Raw genomic sequence first — 11,350 nt, 5'->3', positions numbered from 1 at the left:
CTGTAAATTTCTTTCATTTATTTTTTTACATCTATTCTGTTAAAATGGATAAGGACATGTCGAAAAGGAGGGGAAAGAATGAACCGAAAGCTAATTTACAATGCATTGGGAATCTCTATGAAACACTTCATTGCAAAAAACGAATATCCATCGATCGATTCTTCCATCATCTCAGATAAAAATTGTGAAGAGATTCGCTCTCATTTGTATGGACTAGCTTCAGACGATGCTAAACTAAAGGAACAGATGGTTCGCTTACTCTCCCGTGGCATCATTGAAGAAGTTAGGGAAAAAGAAGATGCCTATATTTTCTTATTAAATATCACCTATAAATCTGAACATTATTTAGTTGAACTAAAATTGAAGCAATTCGAATGGTCTTTTACTTCTTTACATTATGTTGGAGAGGCATCAAAAGTAAAAAAATATTCAGTTTATGCAGGACTGGCAACTCTAATGATCGGATTTATTGCCTTTTTATTTTTCTATTTAGTGCCTCTACAATCATTAACACAAGAAATCGAACATGTAATAGATCATCAAGAATTGCCAGAGCCTCAAGAAATAAAAGAGAATAACCCGATAGATGTTTCAAATCTTAGCCTAGATCAAATCGAGAATGCTGCCTTACAACACCAGCATAAACTTATTCCGATCACAGAATATGATGAATTAAACCAGACGATTATGGAGCTAAAAGAAAGAGAAAAAGAAGCTACAGAAAAAAACCAAACGTCCGTTATGGAAGCACCAGAGAAAGTAAGCATCACAATCCGTCCTGGGATGCAATCAAGTGAAATTGCTACACTTATGTACGAAGCTGGTTTGGCAAGAAGCCAAAAAGAAATTTCACAACTGTTTACTGAACTACAAATCCACAATAAAATCAGAGCTGGTACATTCGAAATCTCAACAGATGCCACTTATTTTGACTTGATCAACATACTGACCAAACAATAAAAACAAAAAATAAGAACTAAAAAGAAACGCACTTACTTCTATCGTAAGTGCGTTTTCTTTTTTTGTATATAGGTCGTTGTTCCCTTGTACATCTTCTTATTGAAGATCCTCGTCAAAGCTTGTGCGGGGAATCATTTCTTCTTCATTCTCAGATCTGTCAATACGTGAGTCAATGGTACCTTCTTTGTAGGCGTCCATCGCCTGTTCATGTGTAAACATTGTCCCTTCCAATGGACGGGGTCCTTTAGTACTGCTTTCGTTCTCACTAAGCTGTTCAAAGCTTTCCAGTCCTAAGGAGTTATAAGCCATTAGTAAAGCTTCTGAGTTAAACTTATCTGCTGCATACTTTTCCTGATCATGATTCATTTGATTCCCTCATTCCAAATTTATTTTATAACTTTAGTATGAGCAAAATCATTTTTCCTTATGATTCAGTAGGAAATTATTTAGTAATTGTATGCACCGCTTGACCTAAAGCGACTTCTGATGCTTCCATTGTAATTTCACCAAGTGTCGGATGAGCATGAATGGTTAGTGCAAAATCTTCTAACGTAGCTCCCATCTCAATTGCCAATCCTATTTCTGCAATCAAATTGGATGCCTCAGCTCCTACAATTTGTCCTCCAATAACAATACCATTGGATTTGTCTGCAACGATTTTGACATAGCCTTCCGCAGCATTAAGCGATAAAGCTCTTCCATTCGCTCCAAATGGAAACTTGCCGACACTTACTTCATACCCTGCTTCCGTTGCTTCTGCTTCGCTTAGCCCTACACTTGCTATTTCAGGTTCAGAGAAGACGACAGCTGGGATTGCCTTATAATCAATGGCACTAGAATGCCCTGCAATGACTTCTGCTGCAACTTTCCCCTCATAAGAAGCCTTATGCGCTAGTGCAGGTCCCGGAACGATATCCCCAATAGCATAAATGTTAGCAACATTTGTACGACATTGATGATCTACCTCTATAAATCCTCTGTCATTTGTCTTCACGCCTGCCGCTTCTAATCCTATTTCATCAGTATTAGGTCTACGTCCCACAGTAACAAGAAGGTATTCTGCTGTTACTTTCTTCTCTTCTTCTCCAACCTTGTAAGTTACTGTTACTTCTTGATCATTTTGTTCCGCAGATAGAGCCATCGCTTTTGTAACGATTTCCACTCCAGCTTTCTTTAATGATTTCGTAACTGGTTGAATTAATTGTTTCTCAAACGCAGCAAGAATTTGTTTTTCTCCCTCTAAAATTGTTACTTGTGTACCAAATTTAGAAAAGGTTTGACCAAGCTCTACGCCAATATATCCTCCACCAATGACAATCATACTTTTCGGGATTTCCTTTAGGCTAAGTGCTTCAGTAGAAGATAGGATGCGACCTCCATAAGGAAAAGGCTTCAGCTCAATAGGTCTTGAACCAGTAGCGATAATGCAATGCTCGAAACGATAACGATTGGCTTCATAACCATTTAAGACCCTTACTTCGTTCTCACTAGCAAATAGAGCTTCTCCTTTTACAATCGTAACCTTGTTTCCTTTTAATAGTCCTTCTACTCCACCTGTAAGCTTCTTAACAATGCTTTCTTTCCAGGTTTGTACCTTTTCAAAATTAACACTTACAGACTCTGCCACGATCCCGTTGTCGCTTTCTTTTGAATGGATCATACTTTCGTATTGATGTGCAGCAGAGATCAATGCTTTTGATGGAATACAACCACGATTTAAACAAACTCCACCGACTTCATCTACATCGACGATTGTTACACTTTTTCCTAATTGTGCAGCCCTAATTGCAGCCACGTATCCTCCGGGTCCAGCCCCGATAACAAGTACATCTATTTCAGTGGTAAATTCACCAACAACCATGGTTACACCTCCATTACTAATAGTTGAGGATCTTCAAGCAACCTCTTCACATAGTTCACAAAATTTTGAGCTGTTGCACCATCAATAATACGATGATCGAAGCTAAGCGATAATGCCATCATTGGAGCGATAACAATTTCTCCATTTCTGACGATTGGCTTTTCAGTCATTCTGCCTGTACCTAAGATAGCAACCTCAGGATGGTTAATTACTGGAGTAAAGAACATTCCGCCAGCTGAACCGATATTGGTGATTGTCATGGTACTACCCTTTAACTCGTGTCCTGCTAGCTTCCCTTCTCGACCGCGGGTAGCTAAATCACGAATTTCACTAGCAAGCATCCAAATATTTTTACGATCAGCGTCATGTATCACTGGTACTAATAATCCATTATCTGTATCTGTAGCAATTCCGATATTGTAGTAGTGCTTATAGATAATTTCTTCTTTTTCATCATCAATCGATGCATTTAATGCAGGGAATTGGCGAAGTGCAGCAATCAAAGCCTTCACGATAAACGGTAAATATGTAAGCTTTACACCTTTTTGTTCGCCAAGTGCTTTCGCTTCATTCCTTAAAGCAACTAATTTTGTTACATCCACTTCATCCATAATCGTTACGTGTGGTGCCGTATACACGGATTTGACCATCGCATTGGCGATAACTTTACGGATTCCTTTTAACGGAACGCGCTCTTCTACTCTTTCTCCTGGGACAAATGTCTTTTGTACAGGATCTGCTTTTGCACTTGAAGTGGTTTCTACAGATGCCTCTACAGTTGGAGCCGCTTGAGATGCTACGCCCGTTTTCGCTGCTAGAACATCTTCTTTCGTAATTCTTCCTTTCGCTCCAGTTCCAGTTACTTGAGTCAGATCTACTCCTTGTTCTCTAGCAAATTTACGAACACTTGGAGTCGCTAATACTTTTTGATTTGGTACAGGTACAACAGCAACTGCTGATTGCTCTGTTTGCTTAGCTCCTGTTTCTTGCTTCACCACTTCTGCTTCAGCAGTTTTCGAAGCTGGAGTGTGTTCCTCTTCTCTGTGAGCACTATGGTCAGGCAGATTTGGAATTTCACCCTCTACGTCAATCGTCACTAGAGTGTCCCCTACGATTGAAACAGTTCCCTCAGAAACAACAATTTCTTTCACTGTACCGTTTACAGGAGATGGAACCTCGACCACTGCTTTGTCGTTTTGTACTTCAACAATAATTTGATCTTCTTCAATCTTATCGCCTGGTTGAATTAACCATTTTACGATTTCTCCTTCATGGATTCCTTCACCAAGCTCTGGTAGTTTAAATTCAAAATTGGCCACTGGATTTCGCCTCCTTTTCTAGAAATCTAATACTTGATTTATGGCTTTTACAATTCTCTTGGCATCTGGTAACCATTCATCCTCAATTTGAGCAAAAGGAAATACAGTATCAGGAGCCGTTACGCGTAAAACAGGTGCTTCTAAATGAAGAATTGCTTTCTCATTAATTTGAGCAATAATTTCTGCCGCTGCACCAGACGTTTTTTGCGCTTCTTGAACAACAATTGCACGATTTGTTTTCTCTATAGAAGTTAAAATAGTGTCTATGTCAATTGGTTTAATCGTTCTTAAATCAATGATTCTACTTTTGCCCCTCGCTCTTTTTCAGCAAGCTCAGCTGCTTTTAAGGAAGTATGAACCATCGCTCCATATGTAATAATGGTAACATCTGATCCTTCCTTCACTACATTTGCTTTTCCTAGTGGAATCGTATATTCTCCTTCAGGAACTTCTCCACGGAAGGAACGATACAACTTCATATGCTCTAAGAAAATAACGGGGTCATTATCTCTAATTGCTGAGATAAGCAATCCTTTCGCATCATAAGGATTTGATGGGATAACCACTTTTAATCCAGGTGTTTGAAGCATTAATCCTTCTAAACTATCTGCATGTAGCTCAGGTGTTTTTACTCCTCCACCAAATGGTGAACGAAACACAATTGGACTATGATAGCGTCCACCGGAGCGATATCTCATTCTCGCAGCTTGTGCAGCAACAGAATCAAAAACCTCAAAAACAAATCCAAAAAACTGTATCTCAGCTACAGGACGAAAACCTGTAAGACCTAGCCCAACAGCTAATCCCCCAATAGCAGATTCGGCTAACGGTGTATCAAAAACACGTTCTTCTCCAAATTGTTTTTGCAAACCGTCCGTCGCTCTAAAAACCCCACCATTATGGCCAACATCTTCACCAAACACAAGAACGCTAGGGTCTTTTTCAAGCTCCACTCTCATCGCATCTGTAATTGCTTGAATCATTGTCATTTGTGCCATATTACTTTGCCTCCGTCTTTCTGAACTCTTCTTTTTGTTCCCTAAGATCATCAGGTAACGTTTCAAACATTGAATCAATTAGTTCATCTACTGTCATTTTAGGTGTTTCATCTGCTTTTTTAATTGCATCACTCACTGTTTGTTTTGCTTCTTCAATGACCTTGTTTTCATCCTCTTCAGACCACAAGCCTTTAGCCTCAAGATATTTTCTGAAACGGATAAGTGGATCGTTCTTTTCCCACTCACTTGCTTCCTCATTTGAGCGGTAACGAGTTGGATCATCTCCCGCCATAGTATGTGGTCCAAAACGATACGTAAGGGTTTCGATTAGAGTAGGTCCTTGACCATTCTTTCCTCGTTCTACTGCTTCTTGCATCACTTTGTACACAGCAAGAATATCCATTCCATCCACTTGATATCCTGGGATACCAGCAGCTACTGATTTATGAGCAAGGGTAATCGCTTTTGTTTGTTTTTCGATAGGAACTGAAATCGCATAACGGTTATTTTGCACAACGAAAATGGCAGGTGCTTGGTAAGCTCCAGCAAAGTTTAGACCTTCATAAAAATCACCTTGTGAAGTTCCACCATCACCTATATACGTAACAGCTACTTTCTTTTCTCCTTTAAGCTTGAAGCCATAAGCAACTCCTGTACATTGAACAATTTGAGCACCGATAATAATTTGTGGCATCAGGACGTTAACACCTTCTGGGATTTTTCCACCAGCTTGATGTCCTCTAGAATATAAAAAGGCTTGATGCATTGGAAGCCCATGCCAAACGATTTGAGGAATATCTCTATAACTTGGTAGAATGAAGTCCTCTTTATCAAGAGCAAATTGTGTTCCGATCATTGATGCTTCTTGTCCAGCAACTGGAGCATAGAAGCCAAGTCTTCCTTGTCTATTTAAACTAATTGCTCTTTGATCCCATACTCTTGTAAAAACCATTCTTCTCATTAATTCTCTAAGTTGTTCATCACTTAGCTTTGGTTCTAATTCTGAAGAAATAATTTTACCATTCGGATCTAATACTTTAACTGTATTAATTTCCATCGAACTTGTTTCTTTAACATCTGTACTCATCGGAAATCACCTCTCTGAATAAATGCATACCTTTTTTTATTGTTAGCTAAACCATCCAAAACATGTATTAAGGGAAATGTAGATTTTTCAGCTAACTATCACAGTATATTTTTTTCTATATAACACGATACCTAACAATTCATTATTATAGTTATTTTTTTCTTTAAGGTCAACGGATTTTGGCATATAATTAAAAAATATATTATATTAATACAGATCTGAAGCTTATATATAACACATGAAACAAAAATCATTAAATTTACAGAAAAGTGACAGAAATCTGAATTATATTTTACCAAGGAAAGGAACATTTTTATGGATTCAAGTCTATATACAAAAAGAACAATAATTAAGCACTCCATTTGTAGTAAATATCTAAATGAAGATCGACAAGTACGGGTCTACCTCCCTCCTGGCTATAATGAATTGCTCTCTTACCCCATTGTCTATGCTCAAGATGGACAAGATGTTTTTATGTATGGAAGAATCGCAACGATAGCAAATTACTTAATTTTAGAAAAAAATATGGAACCCATTATTATAGTTGGTGTCGATGTAGATAAACAAAAAAGAACCTCTGAATATGCGACAGATGGCAACCAAAATTCTGCATATAAAAATTTTTTCACCAAAGAGCTAATCCCGTTTATAGAAGGAATCTATCCTATAAAAGGCTCCACTATCCAGAGGCTCCTTATTGGTGATTCATTGGGAGCAACCGTTGCTCTAGACTTGGCTCTTGAAAACAAAGAATTGTTTCAGCACGTTTTAAGTTTGTCAGGCGCTTTCTTCACCCCAACAGAAAAGCAAATTATGAACCATGTAGATTTAGAATGGTTGCATCTATGGATGATCGTTGGTCTTCAAGAAACAGAAGTAGACACAGAAAGAGGAATATTTGATTTTCTTCAAGTTAATCGAACTACTCAACGTTTACTCACTGAAAAAAAAGCAAAGCTATATTATAATGAAAAGAATGGGCAACATCTTTGGGGCTTTTGGCAGCAAGAGTTACCAGATGCTCTGTTATACTTTTTTCAGGAGAATGTGTAGTCACTCTTTTATTCCTTTTCTGTATAACATAAAAACAGGAAGGAAAATACGTATTCATTAGGATGATGCAATCATGAGGTTTAGAGATCTTTACTTAAACACAGAAAGAATTAAGCAGCTCTCTAGTAGTGATACAGTATATAAACGAGGCAAATCCTACTGGATGAATGGACATGTAACCAAGCTGCGTAGTGAAACAAACCATTTGTGGAAGGCAAAGGTTATTGGTTCTGAAATATACAATGTTTCCATTGACTTTGATACCCATGAACAGATCAATGCTTATTGTGAATGTCCTGCTCACTACTCGTATGATGGCTTTTGTAAACATATTGTCGCTGTACTATTTAGAATGAAAGAGAAATGGGAGGAAGAGGCAGGTTTCTTATCTGAATATAAAGAGCTTGTCACACCTTCTCAAAAAACTAAATCCATATTAACGAAAAACACTATCCATACTCAGCAAATGATCAAGCTCTTCGATAAGTATCGCGAAAACAACAAAAATCCTACAAGACGTGAAGATTTGAAGGTAGAATTTATTTGTAATATCGTACCTGTTTTTCGCTCCCCTTCATTATTCAGTGTGGAAATGAGAATAGGAACGAAACGCCTCTATGTCGTACGACAAATAAGAGAGCTCTTAAAAAGTGTCAGTAGGAAACAACACAGCTTTTTTACTGCCAATTTCTCTTATGAGCCTTTTGAACAACAGTTTACAGAAGAAGATCAAGCCGTCATCGATATTCTAATTACGATTATGAACAATGAAGCATTTTATAAGGAGTCTTCAAGTGGTTATGCATTCTCTCAACATGATGAGCGTGCTCTCAGAATCCCACCTTTTTTGGCAGACTCGTTTTTTACTCATATCAGCAAGTGTCATGTTATTTTTTATGGAAGCAAACCCGAAGAAACTCTTTTGTTTAAAGAAGAACTACCTTCTTTTTCATTCCAATTACATGAATGGGATAAAGAAGAAGGCTTCCTATTAAAGATGAAAGATTTAGAAGAAGCGAATTTTCTTGAGGCTTACAATTACATCTTGATTGAAAACACTCTTTACAAGGTTCCTGAAGAAACATTTCAGCTTTTATTTGACTTAAAAAAAACAATTCCTCAGGCTGAATTAAGGATAGAAAAAAAGGATATTGAGGGAGTTATTTCTCATGTTATTCCTAGTCTAAAAACGATTGGACGCGTAGAAATCGCTGACAACATCTCTGATCAGATTATAAATCCACCACTAAAGACCATGCTGAAAATCGATTTAAAAGAGCAGCGCCTACTAGTCCAATTAGAATTCCATTACGCTGATGTGATCATCACACCTCTTCATCAACAAAGCATAGGTAAAGAACAAAGTGGTTCTATCCTTTTACGCGACGTAGAGAAAGAGCAAGAGATCATGGATCTAATCGAAAGCACCTCTTTAAAGTGGAATGGACAGGAGATGTACATAGAAAAAGAAGAAGATATTTATTCCTTTTTATTTATTTCCTTACCTGAGCTAGAAAAGCATGCAGAGATTCTCCTAACCTCCACCGCTGATTCGATGATCTTTAAAGATCAACACCCCCTCAAAACAAAACTAGATATCAGTTCATCAACAAATCTATTAGAGGTCAGCTTTGAAATGGATGGGATTGAACATGATGAAATTATTCAAATTCTGCGCTCAGTTATAGAAAAAAAGAAATACTATCGACTTTCCGATGGAAGATTTGTTTCCTTGGAAGACGATCATTTTACTTCAGCACAACAGCTATTTGAAGAGTTAGGGATCCATAAAAATGAGATTCAAAAGCAAACGATTCAAGCCCCTTCCCTACGTGCTTTGCAACTTGACGAAATTATAAAAGAAGGCTCAGTAAAAATCGGTAAAGGATTTAGAAATCTGCTTAATCATATTAAACACCCCGAGGATTTAGAGTTTAAAATTCCTCACCATATCGATTCGATTTTACGTGATTATCAAAAATTCGGTTTTCAATGGCTGAAGACTTTGTCTTTTTATCATTTTGGAGGGATTCTAGCAGATGATATGGGCTTAGGTAAAACGCTTCAAGCTATCACTTTCATCCTATCTGAGAGTGAAGAACAGGTCGATGCTAAAAGAAAAACTCTCATCGTTTCACCTGCTTCCCTTGTCTACAACTGGAAGAGGGAATTTGAACGATTTGCACCTGATTTGAAAGTTCAAGTTATGAGTGGTGACCTGAATGAAAGAATGACAACGATGCAAAGTTCTTTAGACTTAGACGTGCTTATCACCTCATACCCACTCCTTAGAAGAGATATAGAATTATATGAGGATCAACATTTTCATACTTTCATTCTTGATGAAGCACAAGCTATAAAAAATGATCAGACTCAACAATCACAAGCCGTTCGCAAAATTAGGGCAAAGAATCGATTTGCTCTAAGCGGCACCCCCATTGAAAACTCTCTTGATGAACTATGGTCGATATTTCAAGTGATTCTGCCTGGGCTGTTTCCAAGCAAACAAGGCTTTAAACAACTTGAACATAAGAAGATCTCCAAATTGGTCAGTCCCTTTATTCTGCGAAGAATGAAAAGGGATGTATTAACTGAGCTTCCAGATAAAATTGAATCGATTCAAGTTTCTGAATTGACAAAAGAACAAAAGGAACTATATATAGGCTATTTGGATAAAATCAAGCGTGAAACAAGAGAAAGTTTACTTCAGGGTCAGTTTCAAAAAAACCGGATGAAAATTTTAGCAGGTTTGACAAGGCTTAGACAGCTATGCTGCCACCCTGCCCTCTTCCTAGAAAATTATAACCATAGTTCTGGTAAATTAGAACAATTATTGGAGCTTGTTGACGAGTCCCTTTCTAACAACAGACGAATCTTAATTTTTTCTCAGTTTACCTCCATGTTAGAAATTATTAGACAAGAAATTGAACATAGATCCATTGATTATTATTATTTAGATGGCAAAACAGAAAAACAAGAACGTGTGAACATGACAGAAAAATTTAATAAAGGAGAGCGTAGTATTTTCCTTATCTCTTTGAAAGCTGGAGGTACTGGTCTAAATCTAATTGGAGCAGATACAGTCATTCTCTATGATCTATGGTGGAACCCAGCTGTTGATGAACAAGCCGTAGACCGAGCACACAGAATGGGACAAAAAAACGTCGTGCAAGTCATACGTCTAATTACTCATGGCACAATTGAAGAAAAAATATTCGAATTACAACAAAAGAAAAAAGAATTAATTAATCAAATTATTCAACCTGGAGAAGCAATAATTTCTAGTTTGTCTGAAGAAGACATCCGCGATTTATTAGAGCTTTAAATTAGAGCTTTAAACTAAAACTTTAAAAAGGATACGAGGAGAATTTTAAGTTCTCCTCGTATCCTTTTATTATTTGGCTTACAGGGATATTGAGTTTACGCTCTACATTAAATAGAAACTGTTTGCAACAAAAAAACTATCGAGCGATCGATAGTCCTTTTTATTTATATTGATAAGGTTGTTATATCTTCAATATGTATGGAGCGGGTGATGGGAATCGAACCCACGCTACCAGCTTGGAAGGCTGGAGTTCTACCATTGAACTACACCCGCATATTTACTTAATGGCGTGCCCTGAGAGATTCGAACTCCCGGCCTTTTGATTCGTAGTCAAACGCTCTATCCAGCTGAGCTAAGGGCACCTGTTAAATGGTGAGCCATGAAGGACTCGAACCTTCGACCCTCTGATTAAAAGTCAGATGCTCTACCGACTGAGCTAATGGCTCGCACTAAGAAGTATAAATGGTGCCGGCGAAAGGAGTTGAACCCTCGACCTACTGATTACAAGTCAGTTGCTCTACCAACTGAGCTACACCGGCATAAAAATGGTGGCTCGGGACGGAATCGAACCGCCGACACGAGGATTTTCAGTCCTCTGCTCTACCGACTGAGCTACCGAGCCAAATGTTTATTTTATATTAATGGCGGAGCTGACGGGATTCGAACCCGCGGTCTCCTGCGTGACAGGCAGGCATGTTAGGCCTCTACACCACAGCTCCATACAGAGTAAAATAAACATTTTCATTT

At 37.9% G+C, this 11,350-nt stretch carries 7 protein-coding genes, 6 tRNA genes and 1 pseudogene; 3 read left to right on the top strand and 11 right to left on the bottom strand.

The features are described from left to right. Nucleotides 1–78: 78 nt before the first annotated feature. Nucleotides 79–960 (top strand): hypothetical protein, encoded by an 882-nt coding sequence (locus JCM10596_RS19570; protein WP_025028568.1) that lies wholly within the window; start codon nucleotides 79–81, stop codon nucleotides 958–960. 96 nt (nucleotides 961–1,056) lie between these two features. Here JCM10596_RS19570 and JCM10596_RS19565 read toward each other — a convergent pair whose 3' ends face one another. The 5 genes and pseudogenes from JCM10596_RS19565 to pdhA all read right to left on the bottom strand — a co-directional run bounded on the left by JCM10596_RS19565 (nucleotide 1,057) and on the right by pdhA (nucleotide 6,195). Beyond that, a complete protein-coding gene (locus tag JCM10596_RS19565) occupies nucleotides 1,057–1,326 on the bottom strand; it encodes a DUF4025 domain-containing protein (RefSeq protein ID WP_025028567.1) in 270 nt (89 codons plus the stop codon). 76 nt (nucleotides 1,327–1,402) lie between these two features. Continuing rightward, nucleotides 1,403–2,821, bottom strand: a complete 1,419-nt coding sequence (gene lpdA / locus JCM10596_RS19560) for a dihydrolipoyl dehydrogenase (RefSeq protein WP_025028566.1) — start codon at nucleotides 2,819–2,821, stop codon at nucleotides 1,403–1,405. Nucleotides 2,822–2,823: 2 nt separating this feature from the next. Next, the gene (locus tag JCM10596_RS19555; RefSeq protein WP_025028565.1) at nucleotides 2,824–4,140 is read right to left on the bottom strand and encodes a dihydrolipoamide acetyltransferase family protein; all 1,317 of its coding nucleotides are present in this window, start codon (nucleotides 4,138–4,140) and stop codon (nucleotides 2,824–2,826) included. A gap of 18 nt (nucleotides 4,141–4,158) precedes the next feature. Then, nucleotides 4,159–5,138: pseudogene (locus JCM10596_RS26615) on the bottom strand (alpha-ketoacid dehydrogenase subunit beta). Between the two features lies 1 nt (nucleotide 5,139). Further along, the gene (gene pdhA / locus JCM10596_RS19545; RefSeq protein ID WP_439644869.1) at nucleotides 5,140–6,195 is read right to left on the bottom strand and encodes a pyruvate dehydrogenase (acetyl-transferring) E1 component subunit alpha; all 1,056 of its coding nucleotides are present in this window, start codon (nucleotides 6,193–6,195) and stop codon (nucleotides 5,140–5,142) included. Nucleotides 6,196–6,540: 345 nt separating this feature from the next. Here pdhA and JCM10596_RS19540 point away from each other — a divergent pair, with 345 nt between their 5' ends. Further along, on the top strand, nucleotides 6,541–7,278 hold the full coding sequence (locus JCM10596_RS19540; protein ID WP_025028563.1) for an alpha/beta hydrolase: 738 nt from the start codon (nucleotides 6,541–6,543) through the stop codon (nucleotides 7,276–7,278). A gap of 73 nt (nucleotides 7,279–7,351) precedes the next feature. Next, nucleotides 7,352–10,603, top strand: a complete 3,252-nt coding sequence (locus tag JCM10596_RS19535) for a DEAD/DEAH box helicase (protein WP_025028562.1) — start codon at nucleotides 7,352–7,354, stop codon at nucleotides 10,601–10,603. A gap of 199 nt (nucleotides 10,604–10,802) precedes the next feature. Here the strand turns inward: JCM10596_RS19535 and JCM10596_RS19530 are convergent. The 6 genes from JCM10596_RS19530 to JCM10596_RS19505 all read right to left on the bottom strand — a co-directional run bounded on the left by JCM10596_RS19530 (nucleotide 10,803) and on the right by JCM10596_RS19505 (nucleotide 11,322). Beyond that, nucleotides 10,803–10,876 (bottom strand) — tRNA-Gly (locus tag JCM10596_RS19530). Between the two features lie 12 nt (nucleotides 10,877–10,888). Then, nucleotides 10,889–10,965: transfer RNA gene (locus JCM10596_RS19525), tRNA-Arg, on the bottom strand. An 8-nt stretch (nucleotides 10,966–10,973) separates the two neighbouring features. Then, nucleotides 10,974–11,049, bottom strand: a tRNA-Lys gene (locus JCM10596_RS19520). A 17-nt stretch (nucleotides 11,050–11,066) separates the two neighbouring features. After that, nucleotides 11,067–11,142: transfer RNA gene (locus tag JCM10596_RS19515), tRNA-Thr, on the bottom strand. Nucleotides 11,143–11,149: 7 nt separating this feature from the next. Continuing rightward, nucleotides 11,150–11,225, bottom strand: a tRNA-Phe gene (locus tag JCM10596_RS19510). 20 nt (nucleotides 11,226–11,245) lie between these two features. Further along, nucleotides 11,246–11,322 (bottom strand) — tRNA-Asp (locus tag JCM10596_RS19505). Between the last annotated feature and the right edge of the window lie 28 nt (nucleotides 11,323–11,350).

Source organism: Caldalkalibacillus mannanilyticus JCM 10596 (genome assembly GCF_000615945.1).
Lineage (GTDB): Bacteria > Bacillota > Bacilli > Caldalkalibacillales > JCM-10596 > Bacillus_AT > Bacillus_AT mannanilyticus.
This window is presented reverse-complemented; position numbering and strand designations above follow the sequence as displayed.

What these genes read in the sequence shown, in the direction of transcription:
- lpdA (WP_025028566.1), bottom strand. Translation starts at nt 2,821, where the DNA reads ATGGTTGTTGGTGAATTTACCACTGAAATAGATGTACTTGTTATCGGG.
- pdhA (WP_439644869.1), bottom strand. Translation starts at nt 6,195, where the DNA reads ATGGAAATTAATACAGTTAAAGTATTAGATCCGAATGGTAAAATTATT.
- JCM10596_RS19540 (WP_025028563.1), top strand. Translation starts at nt 6,541, where the DNA reads ATGGATTCAAGTCTATATACAAAAAGAACAATAATTAAGCACTCCATT.
- JCM10596_RS19570 (WP_025028568.1), top strand. Translation starts at nt 79, where the DNA reads ATGAACCGAAAGCTAATTTACAATGCATTGGGAATCTCTATGAAACAC.
- JCM10596_RS19565 (WP_025028567.1), bottom strand. Translation starts at nt 1,326, where the DNA reads ATGAATCATGATCAGGAAAAGTATGCAGCAGATAAGTTTAACTCAGAA.
- JCM10596_RS19535 (WP_025028562.1), top strand. Translation starts at nt 7,352, where the DNA reads ATGAGGTTTAGAGATCTTTACTTAAACACAGAAAGAATTAAGCAGCTC.